At 66.1% G+C, this 16658-nt stretch carries 18 protein-coding genes and 2 tRNA genes; 16 read left to right on the top strand and 4 right to left on the bottom strand.

All coding sequences use genetic code 11. The features are described 5' to 3' along the window. Positions 1 to 2 precede the first annotated feature (2 nt). Together G3T36_RS11930 and G3T36_RS11925 are read left to right on the top strand one after the other, a co-directional pair. Positions 3 to 635, top strand: coding sequence for an FMN-binding negative transcriptional regulator (locus tag G3T36_RS11930; RefSeq protein ID WP_163289980.1), 633 nt, complete (start codon positions 3 to 5; stop codon positions 633 to 635). Then, entirely contained in the window at positions 632 to 2101 is a 1470-nt protein-coding gene (locus G3T36_RS11925; RefSeq protein WP_163289979.1) for an amidohydrolase, read from the top strand. Before G3T36_RS11930 ends, G3T36_RS11925 begins: the two co-directional genes overlap by 4 nt. A 66-nt stretch (positions 2102 to 2167) precedes the next feature. On the opposite strand, the gene G3T36_RS20005 is transcribed toward G3T36_RS11925, so the two are convergent. Next, the gene (locus G3T36_RS20005; protein ID WP_275690004.1) at positions 2168 to 2290 is read right to left on the bottom strand and encodes a ferritin family protein; all 123 of its coding nucleotides are present in this window, start codon (positions 2288 to 2290) and stop codon (positions 2168 to 2170) included. 125 nt (positions 2291 to 2415) lie between these two features. Between G3T36_RS20005 and G3T36_RS11920 the strand changes: the two genes are divergently transcribed. The 4 genes from G3T36_RS11920 (at position 2416) to G3T36_RS11905 (ending at position 6526) form a co-directional block, all read left to right on the top strand. Beyond that, on the top strand, positions 2416 to 3999 hold the full coding sequence (locus G3T36_RS11920; RefSeq protein ID WP_163289978.1) for a multicopper oxidase family protein: 1584 nt from the start codon (positions 2416 to 2418) through the stop codon (positions 3997 to 3999). Further along, on the top strand, positions 3989 to 5395 hold the full coding sequence (locus G3T36_RS11915; RefSeq protein WP_193571078.1) for a sensor histidine kinase: 1407 nt from the start codon (positions 3989 to 3991) through the stop codon (positions 5393 to 5395). The genes G3T36_RS11920 and G3T36_RS11915 overlap by 11 nt, the downstream gene beginning before the upstream one ends. A 16-nt stretch (positions 5396 to 5411) precedes the next feature. Further along, positions 5412 to 6071, top strand: a complete 660-nt coding sequence (locus G3T36_RS11910) for a response regulator transcription factor (RefSeq protein ID WP_163289977.1) — start codon at positions 5412 to 5414, stop codon at positions 6069 to 6071. A 101-nt stretch (positions 6072 to 6172) separates the two neighbouring features. Continuing rightward, a complete protein-coding gene (locus G3T36_RS11905; protein ID WP_163289976.1) occupies positions 6173 to 6526 on the top strand; it encodes a ribonuclease E inhibitor RraB in 354 nt (117 codons plus the stop codon). A gap of 77 nt (positions 6527 to 6603) precedes the next feature. On the opposite strand, the gene G3T36_RS11900 is transcribed toward G3T36_RS11905, so the two are convergent. After that, positions 6604 to 7305 carry a DUF5995 family protein gene (locus G3T36_RS11900; RefSeq protein ID WP_163289975.1) on the bottom strand — a complete coding sequence of 234 codons (702 nt, stop codon included), beginning with the start codon at positions 7303 to 7305 and terminating at the stop codon, positions 6604 to 6606. 129 nt (positions 7306 to 7434) lie between these two features. Between G3T36_RS11900 and G3T36_RS11895 the strand changes: the two genes are divergently transcribed. The 3 genes from G3T36_RS11895 (at position 7435) to G3T36_RS11885 (ending at position 9259) form a co-directional block, all read left to right on the top strand. Beyond that, positions 7435 to 7746 (top strand): hypothetical protein, encoded by a 312-nt coding sequence (locus G3T36_RS11895; protein ID WP_163289974.1) that lies wholly within the window; start codon positions 7435 to 7437, stop codon positions 7744 to 7746. 302 nt (positions 7747 to 8048) lie between these two features. Continuing rightward, entirely contained in the window at positions 8049 to 8681 is a 633-nt protein-coding gene (locus tag G3T36_RS11890) for a DUF5343 domain-containing protein (protein WP_163289973.1), read from the top strand. After that, positions 8678 to 9259 (top strand): Swt1 family HEPN domain-containing protein, encoded by a 582-nt coding sequence (locus G3T36_RS11885; RefSeq protein WP_163289972.1) that lies wholly within the window; start codon positions 8678 to 8680, stop codon positions 9257 to 9259. Before G3T36_RS11890 ends, G3T36_RS11885 begins: the two co-directional genes overlap by 4 nt. Positions 9260 to 9860: 601 nt before the next feature. Here G3T36_RS11885 and G3T36_RS11880 read toward each other — a convergent pair. Beyond that, positions 9861 to 9931: transfer RNA gene (locus G3T36_RS11880), tRNA-Gly, on the bottom strand. Positions 9932 to 10109: 178 nt separating this feature from the next. Here G3T36_RS11880 and G3T36_RS11875 point away from each other — a divergent pair. The 3 genes from G3T36_RS11875 to G3T36_RS11865 all read left to right on the top strand — a co-directional run bounded on the left by G3T36_RS11875 (position 10110) and on the right by G3T36_RS11865 (position 12099). After that, a tRNA-Pro gene (locus G3T36_RS11875) sits at positions 10110 to 10187 on the top strand. A gap of 52 nt (positions 10188 to 10239) precedes the next feature. Beyond that, positions 10240 to 11664 carry a trigger factor gene (tig, locus tag G3T36_RS11870; protein ID WP_163289971.1) on the top strand — a complete coding sequence of 475 codons (1425 nt, stop codon included), beginning with the start codon at positions 10240 to 10242 and terminating at the stop codon, positions 11662 to 11664. A 12-nt stretch (positions 11665 to 11676) separates the two neighbouring features. Beyond that, a complete protein-coding gene (locus tag G3T36_RS11865) occupies positions 11677 to 12099 on the top strand; it encodes a tetratricopeptide repeat protein (RefSeq protein ID WP_163289970.1) in 423 nt (140 codons plus the stop codon). Positions 12100 to 12195: 96 nt separating this feature from the next. Here the strand turns inward: G3T36_RS11865 and G3T36_RS11860 are convergent, their stop codons facing one another. Further along, on the bottom strand, positions 12196 to 13020 hold the full coding sequence (locus G3T36_RS11860) for an SDR family NAD(P)-dependent oxidoreductase (protein WP_163289969.1): 825 nt from the start codon (positions 13018 to 13020) through the stop codon (positions 12196 to 12198). Between the two features lie 99 nt (positions 13021 to 13119). On the opposite strand from G3T36_RS11860, the gene G3T36_RS11855 reads away from it, so the two are divergent. The 4 genes from G3T36_RS11855 (at position 13120) to clpX (ending at position 16655) form a co-directional block, all read left to right on the top strand. Further along, positions 13120 to 13731, top strand: coding sequence for a TetR/AcrR family transcriptional regulator (locus G3T36_RS11855; protein WP_163289968.1), 612 nt, complete (start codon positions 13120 to 13122; stop codon positions 13729 to 13731). Positions 13732 to 13920: 189 nt separating this feature from the next. Continuing rightward, complete coding sequence (locus G3T36_RS11850) at positions 13921 to 14508, top strand: ATP-dependent Clp protease proteolytic subunit (RefSeq protein WP_163289967.1); 588 nt, start codon at positions 13921 to 13923, stop codon at positions 14506 to 14508. 25 nt (positions 14509 to 14533) lie between these two features. Then, positions 14534 to 15202, top strand: coding sequence for an ATP-dependent Clp protease proteolytic subunit (locus G3T36_RS11845; protein WP_163289966.1), 669 nt, complete (start codon positions 14534 to 14536; stop codon positions 15200 to 15202). 178 nt (positions 15203 to 15380) lie between these two features. Beyond that, positions 15381 to 16655, top strand: coding sequence for an ATP-dependent Clp protease ATP-binding subunit ClpX (gene clpX, locus G3T36_RS11840; protein ID WP_163289965.1), 1275 nt, complete (start codon positions 15381 to 15383; stop codon positions 16653 to 16655). Positions 16656 to 16658 lie beyond the last annotated feature (3 nt).

Raw genomic sequence — 16658 nt, 5'->3', positions numbered from 1 at the left:
CCATGCGCCAGAATCCCAGCTTCGTGCTCGCCGACCCTGAAGAGATCGCCCGGGTGATCCGCGAGAACCCATGGGCGACGATCGTCAGCAACACATCGGGCGGTCTCGTCGCATCCCATTACCCCGTCCTCATCGACGAGACCCGCGACGAGCTGTCGCTGGTGACGCATGTCGGGCGCCCTGACGAGCAGCTGCACGAGCTCGGCCAGCACGAAGTGCTGTTCATCATCCAGGGGCCGCACGGGTACATCTCGCCGGGCTGGTACGACCCGAAGCCCGCGGTCCCCACCTGGAACTTCATCGTCGTGCACCTCAGCGGCGTCCCCGAGATCCTCAGCGACGAAGAGAACCTCGAGGTGCTGGCCTCGCTCGTCGACCACTTCGAGGACCGGATGCCCGAACCGCGCCGCATGAACGGCACGCCGGAGAACACCGAATACGCCGCCCGCATCTCGAGCGGGACGGTCGGCGTCCGCCTCACGCCCACCCGTATCGTCGCGAAGTCGAAGATGAGCCAGAACCGCCCACAGGAGTCGGTCGACCGCATCATCGCCGAACTCGAGGGCGACGGCCCGTACTCGAGCGAGGCGCTCGCGGCAGAGATGCGACGCGTGCGCGACCGCATGCGCCGATGAGCCTCGCGCTGCGTGGCGCGCGGCTTCCCGGCCACGACGGGCTCGTCGATCTGCTCGTCGAGGATGGCCGGATCGCCTCGATCGCGCCCGCGGCGCACGAAGCCGCCGAGCCGCCGGCCGGAGCCGAACCGCTCGCCGTCGACGGCCGCTGGGTGGTCCCGGGGCTGTGGGACAACCATGTCCATTTCACCCAGTGGGCGCGCACGTCGCGGCGCCTCGACGTGTCGGATGCCGAATCGGCGGCCCACGCCGCGCGCCTGGTCGAGGTGACGGCCCCCGCTCGCGACGACGAGGTGCTCGTCGGCTTCGGCTACCACTCTGCGCGCTGGCCCGACGAGCCGACCAGGGAGCTGCTCGACCGGGCTGCAGGCGGCAGGCCGGTGGTGCTCATCGCCGGGGACCTGCACGCGTGCTGGCTGAGTACGTCCGCGGCGGGGCGTTTCGCCCCCGATTCGGTCGCTGCCGTCCTGTGCGAAGACGAGTCCTTCGCCGTGATCACAGCCCTCGAATCGCGCGACGAACCCGACCTCGATGCGTGGGCCCTCGAGGCCGGCCGGCAGGCGGCCGCGCGGGGCGTCGTCGGGATCGTCGACCTCGAGATGGCATGGAACCTCGACGTCTGGCTTCGCCGGATCGAGGCCGGCCACGACAGCCTGCGCATCGACTTCGGCACGTACACGCAGGACCTCGGCCGCGCGATCGAGCTCGGTCTCCGAACCGGCGAGGTCATCGACGGGAGCAGCGGCCTGCTCAGCGTCGGCCCGTTCAAGGTCATCACCGACGGATCGCTCAACACCCGCACCGCGTTCTGCTTCGACCCCTACCCTGATTCGGGCGCGAGCGAGCATCCGTTCGGGGTCCTCACCGTGCCCACCGACGAACTGATCGAGCTCATGACGATCGCGAGCGAGGCAGGTCTGGAGCCGGCGGTCCATGCGATCGGCGACCACGCGAACCATCTCGCGCTCGACGCCTTCGAACGGGTCGGCTGCACGGGCCGCATCGAGCACGCGCAACTGCTCGCGACGGACGACATCGCGCGGTTCGCCCGCCTCGGCGTCACGGCCAGCGTGCAGCCGGAGCACGCGATGGACGACCGCGACGCTGCGGATGCGCTCTGGGCCGGGCGGACCGGTCGAGCCTTCCCGCTCGCCGCACTGCACCGCGCCGGGGCGAGACTGGCGTTCGGATCGGATGCTCCCGTCGCGCCCCTCGACCCGTGGGCGTCGATCGCGTCCGCCGTCGCGCGCAGCAGGGGAGCGCGGGCGCCGTGGCATCCCGCGAATGCGGTGTCCCGCGAGGTCGCGCTGACCGCATCCGCCCGCTCGTCCGTCGCGGTCGGCGAGGTCGCCGACCTGGCCGTCGTCGAACGCGATCCGCTCGCCTGCACGCTCGGCGAACTGCGCCGGATGCCCGTGGCCGCCACCCTCCTGGGCGGCCGCTTCACCCACACCACCCTGCACTGATTGCCTTAGCTCCCGGGACGACGAAGGGTCGCCCGAAGGCGACCCTGTGCGTCGGTGCGACCGGTGCTACTTGCTGATGTGGGCGAACAGGAACCAGCGGTCTTTGTCGAGACTGCGGGCGATCTCGATGGCGACGCCCTGGCTGGTCTGGTCGAGCTCGTGCACCCCGACGAAGTTGGCGCCGCGCACATGCCAGTGGGCCTGCGCTGACCGTCGAGGCGGTGCTGCGAGCGGGCATCCGGGGGGATAACCCCCGACCCTGTTCGGATGCTGGCCGGGTTCAGCAGCCGACCCGCGATCGCGAGGCTGGAAGCATGACCGGCGAACCACGACCATCCCGCCTCCGACGCCCTCGAGCGACGCTCGCCGCGCTGACCATCGCAGCCGCATCTGCGCTCGCGATCGCGGGTGGTCTTGCCGCCTGCAGCCTCGTCGGCGGCGGAACAATCGACACGGCCGGAAAGGTCCCCTTCGATCGGCCGCTTGCGATCCCGCCGATCGCGGTGGCGAAGACGGATGCGACAGGTGAGAAGGTCGTCGGCCTCACGGCAGAAGCTGGAACCAGTTCGTTCCTGCCGGGCAGGAGGACCACGACCTGGGGCTTCGACGGCGCCTATCTCGGCCCGACGATCGTCGCGAATCGTGGGGACCGGCTCCGCGTCAACGTGAAGAACGACCTCGCCGAGGCCACGACTGTGCACTGGCACGGGATGCACCTTCCCGCGGCGATGGACGGCGGACCGCACCAGGTCGTGGACCCGGGCGAGACCTGGTCACCCCACTGGCGCATCGACCAGCCGGCCGCGACCCTCTGGTACCACCCGCATCTGCACGGCGAGACCGAGAGGCACGTGATGATGGGAATGGCGGGCATGGTGATCCTGCGCGACCAGCAGGAGGCCGCGCTGAACCTGCCGCGCACCTACGGCGTCGACGACATCCCGGTGATCGTGCAGGACAAGCGTTTCGACGCCCAGGGCCAGTTCACCGACAGCACGCGGGGATTCATCGGTGCGATCGGCGACACGCTCCTGGTGAACGGCACCGTCGGACCCTATCTCGATGTCACCACCGACGTGGTGCGGCTCCGGCTGCTCAACGCATCGCCGGCGCGGGTGTACGACTTCGGCTTCAGCGATGGCCGGACGTTCGACATGATCGCGTCGGATGGCGGACTGCTGGCGAAGCCTGCTCCGCTCAGGGGCATCCGCCTGTCGCCGGGGGAACGCGCCGAAGTGCTGGTGCGGCTCACCCCCGGCGAGAAGGTCAGCCTCCGCTCGACGAAGCCGGACCTCGGTCTGGACGGCGTCACGAGCGGGATGAACGCCGGCAACGACACCCTCGATGTGCTGCAGCTTCGTGCCGGCGCAACACTGCGGCCGCTCGGCGCGATGCCAACCGTGCTGGCGCCGCTCGAACGATGGTCGCTGGGGGCGGCATCCGTCACCCGCACCTTCGACCTGAGTGGTCACAGCATCAACGAACAGAAGATGGACATGGGCCGGATCGACGAGACGGTCGAAGTCGGCACCCTCGAGCAGTGGGTCGTCACCAACTCGATGCACGCACCACACAGCTTCCATGTGCACGACGTGCAGTTCCAGATCGCCAATATCGGTGGATCGCCCCCGCCGCCTGAACTCGCCGGCTGGAAGGACACCGTCTACCTGCCGCCGCAGACCGAGTTCCGCCTGCTCATGCGGTTCACCGACTACACGAGCCGGACCGTTCCATACATGTACCACTGCCACCTGCTCACCCACGAAGACGCCGGAATGATGGGCCAGTTCGTCGTCGTGAAGCACGGTCAGAAGGCCGGCACGCCGCCGGCGGACACCACCACCCCGACCGGCGACGGCCGGGGCCCGAGAAACCAGGAGATACACCATGAGCACTGAATCGCTCGCTCAGCACACCCCATCTGACACTCTGGATGCTGTGAGCAGCACCCGCCCGCAGCAACCGGCCCGACGCGGTTACGTCGCGCTCTGGCGCGGGGTTCCCCGCGAGCTCGGCTTCCTCATCCTGACGATGCCCATCGCGTACACCGCCTTCACCATCCTGAACGTCACGTTCTGGACCGGTGTCGGCACCCTCATCATCTACATCGGCGTCTTCCTCGTGGCCGGTTCCCTCTACATCGCACGCGGTTTCGGCACGCTCGAACTCGTCCGGCTCCGGTGGGCGGGACAGCCGGAGATCGGGCGGCCCGACTGGAACCCCGGCGACAAGCCGATCACCTTCTGGCGCGGGGTCTTCGGGCCGTACGCCAACGGGCACTACTGGCTCTACCTGCTGCACGCCATGGTGCTCAACCCGATCATCAGCATGATCAGCTGGGTGTTCACGGTCGTGTGGGTCTCGGTCGGCCTCGGTGGTGTCACCTACTGGTTCTGGGACCGCTTCGTCCCGCATCCGGACAGTGAGATCTACCTCTCCAAGGTCATCTACGAATGGTGGTTCGGGACACCCGCCCCGTTCAACCCGATCGCCGGCGACAACCTCATGGAGTTCGTGCTCGGCGCCATCTGCCTGGTCACCCTCCCGTACATCACCCACGTCATGACCTTGATGCACCAGGCCGTCGCCCGTGGCGTACTCGGTGCGTGGCGGTCGGAGGCGCTCCAGCGGGAGGTCGCGGACCTCTCCGCGTCACGCGGGGCGGCCGTCGTGGCGGAGGACCAGTCGCTGCGCCGGCTGGAACGCGACCTGCACGACGGGCCGCAGCAGCGCCTCATCCGGTTGCAGATGGACCTCGCAAGCGCCGAACGCAAACTCGACAGCGACCCCGAGGGCGCCCGCGCCATCCTCGCGGAGGCGGGCCAGCAGGCGAAGGACACACTCGAAGAACTCCGCGCCCTGTCACGCGGATTCGCGCCGCCCATCCTCCAGGATCGCGGCCTCGCCGCAGCGCTCGACTCCCTGGTCGCCCGGAGCACGGTGCCCGTCACCTTCGAGAACGGCCTCGAATCCGACCTGCGGCTGCCGTCGGAGATCGAGCGCAGCGCGTATTTCATCGCGGCAGAACTGCTCACGAACGTGTCCCGCCACGCGGGTGCGACCGCCGCCCGGCTCGCCGTGGATGTGGCGGAGGACCCGGACGGAGCCCGCCGACTCGACCTGTGGGTCACCGACAACGGCCACGGGGGAGCGACCCCCACCGCGGGTCACGGCCTCAGTGGACTCGACGAACGGGCCCGCGGCCTGCGCGGCGACCTGGTGATCGACAGTCCGGTCGGCGGCCCGACCCGTATCGGCGTACGGATCCCGGTGACGGAGACGCCCGCGAACTGAGCCATATGCTGGGGGGATGCACGCGCATCCCCCCGCTTTGCGTGTCGTCGTCGCCGACGATTCCGTGCTCCTGCGCGAAGGGCTCGTGCGACTGTTCGACGAGGCAGGCTTCGACACGGTCGGAGCCTACGGCGATGCGGATGCGCTTCTCACCGACGTCGGCGAGCTCCGGCCCGACGTCGTGGTGCTCGACGTGCGCATGCCGCCGACGTTCCGGGATGAGGGTGTGCGCGCCGCGGTCCGGCTGCGGTCCGAGCATCCGGGCGTCGGGGTGCTCCTCCTCAGCCAGTACGTCGAGGGGACGTACGCGCAGGAGCTGCTGGCCGCCGGTGAAGGGGGAGTGGGCTACCTGCTCAAGGACCGCGTCGCTTCGCTCGACGAGCTGCAGGATGCGATCACCCGGGTCGCCGACGGCGGCACCGTGCTCGATCCCCAGGTCGTGCGCGAACTGCTCGTACGGCGCACCGACCCGCTCGAGTCGCTGACCCCGCGGGAGAGCGAGGTGCTGCAGCTGATGGCGGAGGGGCGCACCAACGCAGGGATCGCATCCCGGCTCGTGATCGGCGTCGGGGCCGTCGAGAAGAACGTGACGGCGATCTTCCAGAAACTCGGGCTCGAGGACTCGGGAAACGACCATCGCCGGGTGCTCGCCGTGCTCGCCTTCCTGCAGCACTGAGCTTTCTGCAGCGAGGCGGCCACTCATCGGGGGGTGGGACGAGCTGTGGTCCTCCCTTTTTGGAGCTACTGGTGCGGATGCCCGCTCGATACGCTGCACCCATGGGTCTCTTCTCCAGGCGTGCGCCGGTGCCATCGACCGGTCATTCCGAAGACGATGAACTGTACGCGCTGATCGCCCAGCGCAGCGATATCAGGGCGCCGCGGCACTGGGTGCACTACCTGTATTTCCCGGATGAGAGCGGAGCGCGCGCTGCGTGCGCGGCCGCCGTGGACCACGGGTGGGTGCTCCAGCGCGTCGGGGCTCCTGCGGCAGGCGAGGAGTGGATCGTCATTGCCGAGCGCCGCGACATCGTCGTCACGCCGGAAGCCATCCGTGACGCCCGCGCCTTCTTCGGCGCGCTCGCCGCATCCATCCGCGGCGGGGAGTACGACGGCTGGGAAGCCAGCCTCTGAGGCTCGCTTGTGGCGTCGAGTGGTCACGAACGCACCGAATGGTCGCGTTGTGAGGTGAGTTACCGACGACTCGAGGGCTAGACGGGCGGGATGGGGAACGGCGTCAGCAGCTGGCGGCTGACCAGGTTGACCGTGTTCGCCAGTGCCTGCTCGGTCGCCTCCGGCACGAAGGGGACGTCGCGCACCGTCCAGAGTGTGACCGCCGCAGCCCAGGCCGCGTCGCGGGCCCGGTCCATGGAGAAGCTGGTCAGGATGTTCGCAAGCGGCGCCAGCGGTGCGCCGTACTGCACGACCGTCTTGTCGAGGAACTCCGCCCGGATCGGTCCCACGAGTTGCGCCAGCAAGCCGTTGATGCGGTCGAAGTCGCCGTGGATCGAACCCGACTGGGGATCGCGGTTGCGCTGCCTGCAGGTGTCCACGACCGCGAGGGCCAGGTCGTGGTTGATGTGCGCGTTCATCCCTGCGAGGGCGAACTGGAGCGGGAAACGCGGCGCCGCGCGCGCGTCGACCAGCGGCTGCCATGCTGTCGCCACCGGCTGACCTGCCGCGATGGCGCGGGGGACGTCCAGGAAGATGTCGGCGAACACGACATCCAGCGCTTCGGTGAACGCCGGGTCCTGGAAGGTGCCGTCGGTGAGGCGCTGGGCGACGAGCGCAGTCACCTGGCGGTAGATGTCGAGGAACACCGCGATCCCGTCGGATGCAGGGAGCGGCATGAGCACCGCATCCATCTCGCTGAGGACTGCTTCGATCGCAGCCGGGGCCGGCGTCGGGGACATGTCTGCATGCTGCCACCATTCCGCTCGCTGGCGGAAGGGCGAGTCGTCACTATGTCCCCGATTCGCGCCGCCTTTCGGTTACATGGCGACCACTGGACGGGCCGGATGAGGCGGGGCTACGGTTGGCCTGTGTCCAGCGAACCGGCCAAGCCCGAAAGTGCACATCTCGGCGACGTCGTCTCCACTGTGGTGCTGATCGTCGTCTCGCTCGGGGTGGGCATCGCCCTCTTCTTCGGAGTCTTCCTCTGGGACACGACCGGCAGCACGCACGCGCTCGGGTTCTTCCTCGGCGTCTGGGTACCGCCGGTGCTGACCGTGCTCGGGATCGTCGGCGGGATCGCCGCGCTCGTGCGCCGTCGACTCGCATTCGTCTACCCGCTCGCGGGCATCCTGCTCAGCCTGCTGGCCTGGTGGATCGCGGAGTCGCTGGCGACCGCGTAGGTGTGGCCGCCCTCCGTGAGGAGCGGGGCTTGAACCCGATACTCACCGAGACACAAGAGCGTTACTTGACCGGGGAAGGCGACTCTCTTGCGGCCCTCGCTCGGAAGGCCGGCACGTAGATTGCACGCATATGAGTAGATTGCACGCATATAGAGGGCAAAGGGTGTGGCCAGTTCGAGACGTATGCGGCTGCACGGGACTGTCTGGCTCACGAAGCGATAGCCCCCATTTCGGGGCAAAAAGTGGTCGGGAGATATTGTTAGTGGAACTATGTGTCTACTGCCTAATGCATCGGAGGCCACATGCCCGTAGATCTCCCCTATATGCCTTCCGTCGCGAACGTGCCAGCTATCTTCGACAAGATAAAGGGCGCTGGCACGCCCCCGAAATTCACGCATGACTTTCTTAAGACAAATCTCGGATTTGGTTCGTCAAACGATCGATCGGTGATAAAGATCCTCAGGTCGCTTGGGTTCCTGACCGCCGATGGAGTTCCAACCCAGCGATATAACGACTTCAAGGGCACGCAAGGCAAGGCTGCCGTTGCAGAAGGACTGAGGGAGGGTTGGTCTGAACTCTTTCTGAGCGACCAGAAGATCTACGAAAAGTCAGCTGCCGACATCCTTGCCACGGTTAAGGGCGTATCCGGTGCGGGAGACGCGGTAGCAAGGAAGATGGCGACCACGTTCAAGGCGTTGTGTGACCAAGCCTCTTGGAATTCGCGACCTCAGCAACACGGCACCATCGAAGATGCGGAACGTGAGAGTCCCGAGGTCGGAGAACAGAGCCGGCCGGGACAGCAAGCTCCGATACTTCCGGACTCATCGTCAGGTCTGCTTCGGCTGCATCACGATATTCATCTCCACTTGCCTCCGACCTCCGACGTGAGCGTGTACCGCGCTATCTTTCAGGCGTTGAAGATGGAGCTGATGTGAGCGGCGAGTCGTCACTTCGTGAATGGCTATTCAAAGGGTTGACAGTCGACTCGGCACTTAACGAATTGGAAGCGCAGGGACTATCGGTTCGTGCTCCGACTGATCCGCAAGCGCTCCAGCGAGTGATGCCTCTCGAGGATTTTTCTCCTGAGTTGCGGGCGTCTGCCATGCGCGCCCTACCTGCCTACTTGGCCTTTTTTTGCTTCGAGAATTCAGCTCGCGAAGTGGTTGCAGAGCGGCTGTCTGAGGCTAATGGTCCGGAGTGGTGGGACTCGTGCGCATCCACCTCCCTCAAGCAAAAGGTGAGTAGACGCCAGGAGAGTGAAGGTAAGGATCGGTGGCACATGCGTCGCGGTGCTACAGAGATCTATTACACCGATTTTGGCGACCTTGAGTCCCTTATTCGAAATAATTGGGAGGCTTTCGAGGACTTGTTCCCCGATATCAACTGGGTCGTCAGTCGTTTCGATGAACTCGAGAAAAGCCGCAACATCGTCGCCCACAACAACTTGTTAGAGCCGAACGAGGTAAACCGGATTGGCCTCTATCTTCGAGACTGGACCCGACAGGTCGGCTGAGACACTGACACAGGACCATGTCTCAGAAGCTTCTCGACACGAAAGTTGCTCAGGCGAACCCGCGCAATCGACCAGATGGTGGATCACTTCGCGATCTGAGCGCCCTATGCGTCATAGTCGCCACCGCGCCTTTCCACAACACCGATCACTTCGTACAGGAATGATTCCACTCAGCATTGCTGAGAGACTCTGCTCGCGGAGCCTCGACGAAAACTTTCCGGATCCCGCGGCGATCGGTCGTCGCTCTGCACCGCGCCTTTGTCAGGGCTCAAACGCCTTCACCAGCTGAACGAGTGGAGTTAAAGTACGCAAACTTGTCTACGTCACGTGGAGCAATGAGGTAGTCGGCGAGCATCAACGTTCTACGCGCTGGCTCCGCCACATTTAGGGTTGTTTGCCAATACCCAATTTTGGATCTCGCATTCCGCGAGAAGGGTTGGACCACAGCGGCGGTCGTTCCGCGGTACTTTCCCATCGAAGTCGGAGAACGGATTTCGAGTTGTGACGCACGACAGCCATGAACCACGTCACAGGGATAGCGCGAGGATCTGGCTCTGAAGAATCTCGACCCGATAGGCCGCTCGTCCAGTGTTAGTAAGAGAGGGGATGACGGGAATCGAACCCGCGTAATCAGTTTGGAAGACTGAGGCTCTACCATTGAGCTACATCCCCGCGCCGGCTCAGCCGGGCACCCGAACATCGTAATACAGGTTCGCTGGGCGCTCTGACCACCGCGCCGCGCGGGTCAGCGGGCTCCATGCCGGTGCAGTAGACTTGCGCGTGGTCTTTCGCCCCCGACGGGTTCGTTCGCGTCGCGGTAACGGACCGGGCGGGTTGAGGTCGACGAACCCGGGGCGTAGCTCAGCTTGGCTAGAGCGCCCGCTTTGGGAGCGGGAGGTCGCAGGTTCGAATCCTGTCGCCCCGACCAACCTCATAACCTCCGCAGAGACCATCGTTCAACTATCAGGAGAACCCAACACGTGAAGACCACGGTCGAAAAGCTCAGCCCCACACGCGCGAAGCTCACCATCTCGGTGACGCCGGAGGAGCTGAGGCCCAGCATCACCCACGCCTACGGGCACATCGCCGAGCAGGTCAACATCCCCGGCTTCCGTAAGGGCAAGGTTCCGCCGCCCATCATCGACCAGCGGGTCGGCAAGGCCGCCGTTCTCGAGCACGCGGTCAACGAGGGTCTCGACGGGTTCTACCGCCAGGCTGTCGAAGAGAACGACCTCCGTCCGCTGGGCCGCCCCGAGGCGGACATCACCGAGTGGCCGAACGAGAAGGACTTCTCGGGCGACCTGCTGCTGACCATCGAGGTCGACGTGCGCCCCGAGATCACGCTGCCCGACTACAACAATGTGAAGATCACGGTCGACGCGGCCGAGGTCAGCGTCGACGACGTCGAGGAGGAGCTCGACCGCCTGCGCAGCCGCTTCGGCACGCTCGTCACGGTCGACCGCCCCGCGAAGACGGGCGACTTCGCCCAGATCGACCTGGTCGCCACGATCGGCGATGAAGAGGTCGACACGGCCAACAGCATCTCGTACGAGATCGGTTCGGGCGAGCTCATCGAGGGCATCGACGAGGCTCTCGACTCGCTGAGCGCGGGGGAGACCACCACGTTCGAGGCGCCGCTGATGGGTGGAGACCACGAGGGCGAGAACGCCCAGATCACGGTCACCGTCTCGGCTGTCAAGGAGCGCGAGCTTCCCGAGGCCGACGACGACTTCGCGCAGATCGCGAGCGAGTTCGACACGATCGGCGAGCTCCGCAGCAGCCTGCGCACGCAGGTCGAGCGGTCGAAGACCTTCGGTCAGGGGTCGGATGCACGCAACCAGCTCGTCGAGAAACTCCTCCAGCTCGTCGAGGTCCCGGTTCCCGAGAAGCTCGTCGAAGACGAGGTCCACCGTCACCTCGAGAGCGAGAACCGCCTCGAAGACGACGTGCACCGCGCCGAGGTCACCGAGTCGAGCGAGCGCACGTTCCGCACGCAGATCCTGCTCGACGAGATCGCGCAGGTCGAGAACGTCAAGGTCAGCCAGGACGAGCTGACCCAGTACCTCATCCAGGGTGCCGCCCAGTACGGCATGGAGCCGAACGAGTTCGTGCAGGTGCTCAGCGAGAACGGCCAGATCCCGTCGATGGTCGGCGAGGTCGCCCGCAACAAGGCCCTCGCGATCGTCCTCGGCCGCGCCGAAGTGACCGACACCAACGGCAAGAAGGTCGACCTGGCCGAGTTCACGGCTGTCGACAACGGTGACGAAGACGGCGAGAACATCTTCGAAGAGGTCGTCGAGACCGCCGAGGCCGCCGAGGCTGCAGAGGCAGACGGCGGAGCCGCCGACGCTGACGCCGAGGCCGAAGCCGCGGAGAAGCCGGCACGGAAGTCGAAGAAGAAGTAGCAGTCCACGAGCGTGAACGGGCCGGGGTCGAAAGACACCCGGCCCGTTCTGCATTGCCGAAGGCCCGCTCTGGTTGTCAAACCTTGTGGGTGCAGTTCGGCGGCACGGGCACTTTTTGACGAATCGGATGCGGAACCGCTCTACCGACGCGCGCTCGCCCTGGGCCTGGCCGAGCCGTACCGGGCGCAATCGGTCATCCAGCTGGCCAGCACCCTCCGCAATCTGGGCCGCGCGGAGGAGAGCGTCGCCCTGCTGAGAGAAGTGCTGGCCGAGCATCCGGACCACGAACTGGCCGACGCCGCGCGGGCCTTCCTCGCGCTCGCGCTCGTCAGCCGAGGGGATGCCGTGGCCGGCGCATCCGTCGCCCTGGCTGCGCTCGCGCCACACCTCCCTCGCTACAGGCGCGCCGTCGAAGGGTACGCAGCCGAGCTGTAAGAAAAGGGGACCCCCTGGCCGACGCCGTGGGCACGAGACGGGAACGAGCTCAGCGATGCCGTCAGCGACTACCGTCCGGGTCGGCAGCTCGACCCGTCAGCGCTGGGCAGCCAGAGACGTCTTCGCGGCGCGCGGCCCCATAACCCGTCCGACGACGTTGACGAGCATCCGCCGGGGAACGAGTCGCATCGCCACGATGCTGAGCCTGTTGACGCGACCGGATACGACACTCGGCGGCGGGTTGCGCCGGTCCAGTGTGCTGAGAGCCAGCGCGACGACCTCCTCGGGCGTCTTGTAGGAGCCATTCTTCGCTCGCTCGGTGCCGACGACGTCGAAGAATTCGGTGCGGGTCGCGCCGGGGGAGAGCGCGAGGACCCGAAGACCCGTCGGCTTCGCCTCATTCCAGAGCGCCTCGGTGAAGCTGAGGACGAACGCCTTTGTTGCGCCGTAGACCGCCATGGAAGGGATGGGCTGGTAGGCGGCGGTGCTCGCGACATTGATGAGGGCTCCGTCACCGTGGGACGTGAGCGAGGGGAAGAACGCCCTCGACAGATCGACGAGTGCGGCCACATTCAACTGGACCTGTTCGGTGAGGCGGTCCGCGTCGGCGGTGGCGAACGGTCCGTACATGCCGAAGCCGGCATTATTGACGAGGGTGTGCACGTCGACGCCGAGCTGGTCGAGCCGGCCCGCGAGGTCCGCTGCGGCTCCTGGCGCGGACAGGTCGAGGGCGATCGGGGTCACGGCGACCCGATGGGCTGCCCGGAGTTCTGCCGCGAGGGCTTCGAGCCGGTCGGCGCGCCGGGCCACGAGCACGAGGTCTGCACCGCGTGCCGCGAGCTGCTTGGCGAACTCCGCACCGAGGCCGGAACTGGCTCCAGTGATGACCGCTGCGCCGCGGGAGTAGTCGATGGGTGGCATGAATGCGTCTCCTGGGTATTTGGTGAACAGCTGTTTACCAAGGTAGCTTTACACGTGTACACCCATTGTGTCCAGTGCCCCCGGTGAAAAGGAGAGCGGATGACCGCCAAACGCGAACCCAACGCCCGCGGCGACGGCGACCGCCTCCGATCCCAGCTCGTCGACGCCGCCAGCGACCTGCTTCTCCGTCCACAGCCGCTCGCCGCACCATCGCTCCGCGCTGTCGCTCGCGCATGCAACGTGTCGCCCGCCGCCGTCTACCTGCACTTCGAATCGCAGCAGTCGCTCATCTGGGCTGTCATCGAAAGCCAGCTGGATGCACTCCGCACCGACCTCCCCGGCCTCGACGACCCAGAACTCCCGCTCACCGAGCGGATGCGACGATTCGCGGAAGGATACGTCGCCTGGGGAATCGCCCACCCCGGCGCCTACCAGCTCATCTTCGAAAGTGCCGACCAGCTGGGCCTGGAACCCCACGAAGGCGGCCCCGGCTGGGACCTCATCCTCAGCGCAGCGGCGCTCATCAGGGAAGCCGGCGGCCTCGACCAGGCAGAGGCCCAACTCATGGCCACGAGAGTCTGGGTCGGCCTGCACGGCCTCGTATCGCTGCGCATCCACAAAGCGGGACTGCGCTGGGCGACCACACCGGCCGAAGAAGCCGAGGGCATCGTCGGGATGCACCTTGCAGCGCTCACCGCCCGTAGTAGCTGACCGCAAGCAAACACTGGAGCCGCAAAGCGGCGCCGAGCTGTTCAGCCCACGGCACTGTGTTTGTCTCGTTCGCCGTGGCCAGATCAGCCCGCCCAGAGGGCGCGCTGATCTGCCCACGGCGAACAGTACGGATTCTGTGTGTTGGCTCCTATAGATTCGATTCGAAGCGACAAGGAAATGGAGCGAGACATGGCCGAATCGGGCATGCAACCGAGTGTTTTTGACCGACTCTTGAAGGACCGCATCATCTGGCTCGGGTCGGAGGTGCGTGACGAGAACGCCAACGAGATCGCGGCGAAGCTGCTCCTGCTCGCAGCAGAGGACTCCAAGCGGGACATCTACCTCTACATCAACTCTCCCGGTGGTTCGATCACCGCGGGTATGGCGATCTACGACACCATGCAGTTCGTCCCGAACGACATCGTCACGGTGGGCATCGGCATGGCGGCGTCGATGGGGCAGCTGCTGCTGACCGCAGGCACGAAGGGCAAGCGGTACATCACGCCGAACGCGCGCGTGCTGCTGCACCAGCCGCACGGCGGCTTCGGTGGAACGGCGAGCGACATCCAGACGCAGGCGGCTCTCATCCTCGACATGAAGAAGCGCCTCGCCGAGATCACCGCGGCACAGACCGGCAAGTCGGTCGAGCAGATCAACGCCGACGGCGACCGCGACCGCTGGTTCACCGCCCAGGAGGCACTCGAGTACGGCTTCGTCGACCACATCCGCGAGACCGCGACCGAGGTCGTCGGCGGCGGCGGCACGGACGTCAAGTAGACCACCGGAAGGAACAGGAAAGAACATGAACATCCCCACTTTCGGCGGACAGGCGTTCAACGGCCTCCAGGCGCCGGGCTCGCGGTACATTCTGCCGAGCTTCGAGGAGCGCACGGCCTACGGCTACAAGCGTCAGGATCCGTACGCGAAGCTCTTCGAGGACCGCATCATCTTCCTCGGTGTGCAGGTCGACGACGCGTCGGCCGACGACATCATGGCCCAGCTCCTCGTGCTCGAGAGCCAGGATCCGGACCGCGACATCGTCATGTACATCAACTCGCCCGGTGGCTCGTTCACCGCGATGACGGCGATCTACGACACGATGCAGTACATCCGCCCGCAGATCCAGACGGTCGTGCTCGGCCAGGCGGCATCGGCTGCGGCCGTGCTGACCGCGGCGGGCTCGCCGGGCAAGCGGCTCGCGCTGCCGAACGCACGCATCCTCATCCACCAGCCCGCCGTCGGCGAGGCCGGGCAGGGCCAGGCGTCCGACATCGAGATCCAGGCCAACGAGATCATGCGGATGCGCACTTGGCTGGAGGAGACGCTCGCGCGCCACTCCAACCGGTCGCAGGAGCAGGTGAACAAGGACATCGACCGCGACAAGATCCTCTCCGCCGAGGAGGCCCTGGAGTACGGTCTCATCGACCAGGTTCTCACCAGCCGCAAGAACCTTCCGGCTCTCGTGAAGTAGCCTCCGCGGCACGACCGAACGGGGCGATCGTCTGACGACGATCGCCCCGTTCGGCGTGTCAGGGCCCCCGCATCGCTGAGGGCGAACGCGCCGTGAAGCATTTGCGGCACGGGTGCGCACCTTTGTCGCTCGTTCAGGTTAGGCTCGTCAGAAGATACCCAAAGGAGGAGGGTGACGGATGGCTCGCATAGGGGAAAGCGCCGATCTGCTCAAGTGTTCCTTCTGTGGCAAGAGCCAGAAGCAGGTCCAGCAGCTCATCGCCGGTCCGGGTGTCTACATCTGCGATGAGTGCGTCGAACTCTGCAACGAGATCATCGAGGAGCGGCTCGCCGAAGCCGGCGAAGAGGCCACCGGCGAATTCGACCTTCCCAAACCGAAGGAGATCTTCGGTTTCCTCGAGGAGTACGTCATCGGCCAGGAGGCGGCCAAGCGCGCGCTCGCGGTCGCGGTCTACAACCACTACAAGCGCGTTCGCGCGAAGGCCACCATCACCTCGGCCGACACGATCGACGATATCGAGATCGCCAAGAGCAACATCCTGCTCATCGGTCCGACCGGGTGCGGCAAGACCTATCTGGCGCAGACCCTGGCGAAGCGTCTCAACGTTCCGTTCGCAGTCGCCGATGCCACTGCGCTCACCGAGGCGGGCTACGTCGGTGAAGACGTTGAGAACATCCTCCTGAAGCTCATCCAGGCCGCCGACTACGACGTCAAGCGGGCCGAGACCGGCATCATCTACATCGACGAGGTCGACAAGATCGCCCGCAAGGCCGAGAACCCGTCGATCACGCGAGACGTCTCCGGCGAAGGCGTGCAGCAGGCACTCCTCAAGATCCTCGAGGGCACCGTCGCCTCCGTGCCGCCGCAGGGCGGCCGCAAGCACCCGCACCAGGAGTTCATCCAGATCGACACGACGAACGTCCTGTTCATCGTCGCCGGTGCTTTCGCGGGGCTCGAAGACATCATCTCCCAGCGTGCCGGCAAGAAGGGCATCGGCTTCGGAGCCCCGCTGCACAGCAAGGGCGACGACATGAACCTCTTCAGCGAGGTTCTTCCCGAAGACCTGCACAAGTTCGGGCTCATCCCCGAATTCATCGGCCGGCTTCCGGTCGTGACCACCGTGACGCCGCTCGATCAGGATGCTCTGATGCAGATCCTGACCGTTCCGAAGAACGCGCTCGTGCGCCAGTACCAGCGCATGTTCGAACTCGACGGTGTCGAACTCGACTTCGAGCCGTCAGCGCTCGAAGCGATCGCCGACCTCGCTGTGCTTCGCAAGACCGGCGCCCGTGGGCTCCGCGCGATCATGGAAGAAGTGCTCGGCCCGATCATGTTCGAGGTTCCCTCGAGCAGCGAGGTGGCCCGCGTCGTGGTCACCCGCGAAGCAGTGCTCGAGAACGCCGCACCCACGATCGTCCCTCACCGCCCGCGTCGCGAAGAGAAATCCGCCTGACCT

Origin of the sequence: Leifsonia tongyongensis (genome assembly GCF_010686705.1) — a bacterium.
GTDB lineage: Bacteria > Actinomycetota > Actinomycetes > Actinomycetales > Microbacteriaceae > Diaminobutyricibacter > Diaminobutyricibacter tongyongensis.
The sequence above is the reverse complement of the archived record's forward strand: the minus strand, read 5'-3'. Positions and strand labels throughout refer to the sequence as shown.

Bases quoted from the DNA above. Each gene is read 5' to 3' on its own strand.
- G3T36_RS11855 (WP_163289968.1), top strand. From the start codon at position 13,120: ATGACCGCCAAACGCGAACCCAACGCCCGCGGCGACGGCGACCGCCTC.
- G3T36_RS11900 (WP_163289975.1), bottom strand. From the start codon at position 7,305: ATGTCCCCGACGCCGGCCCCGGCTGCGATCGAAGCAGTCCTCAGCGAG.
- G3T36_RS11925 (WP_163289979.1), top strand. From the start codon at position 632: ATGAGCCTCGCGCTGCGTGGCGCGCGGCTTCCCGGCCACGACGGGCTC.
- G3T36_RS11915 (WP_193571078.1), top strand. From the start codon at position 3,989: ATGAGCACTGAATCGCTCGCTCAGCACACCCCATCTGACACTCTGGAT.
- G3T36_RS11860 (WP_163289969.1), bottom strand. From the start codon at position 13,020: ATGCCACCCATCGACTACTCCCGCGGCGCAGCGGTCATCACTGGAGCC.
- G3T36_RS11850 (WP_163289967.1), top strand. From the start codon at position 13,921: ATGGCCGAATCGGGCATGCAACCGAGTGTTTTTGACCGACTCTTGAAG.
- G3T36_RS11920 (WP_163289978.1), top strand. From the start codon at position 2,416: ATGACCGGCGAACCACGACCATCCCGCCTCCGACGCCCTCGAGCGACG.
- G3T36_RS11845 (WP_163289966.1), top strand. From the start codon at position 14,534: ATGAACATCCCCACTTTCGGCGGACAGGCGTTCAACGGCCTCCAGGCG.
- G3T36_RS11910 (WP_163289977.1), top strand. From the start codon at position 5,412: ATGCACGCGCATCCCCCCGCTTTGCGTGTCGTCGTCGCCGACGATTCC.
- G3T36_RS11890 (WP_163289973.1), top strand. From the start codon at position 8,049: ATGCCCGTAGATCTCCCCTATATGCCTTCCGTCGCGAACGTGCCAGCT.
- clpX (WP_163289965.1), top strand. From the start codon at position 15,381: ATGGCTCGCATAGGGGAAAGCGCCGATCTGCTCAAGTGTTCCTTCTGT.
- G3T36_RS11905 (WP_163289976.1), top strand. From the start codon at position 6,173: ATGGGTCTCTTCTCCAGGCGTGCGCCGGTGCCATCGACCGGTCATTCC.
- G3T36_RS11930 (WP_163289980.1), top strand. From the start codon at position 3: ATGCGCCAGAATCCCAGCTTCGTGCTCGCCGACCCTGAAGAGATCGCC.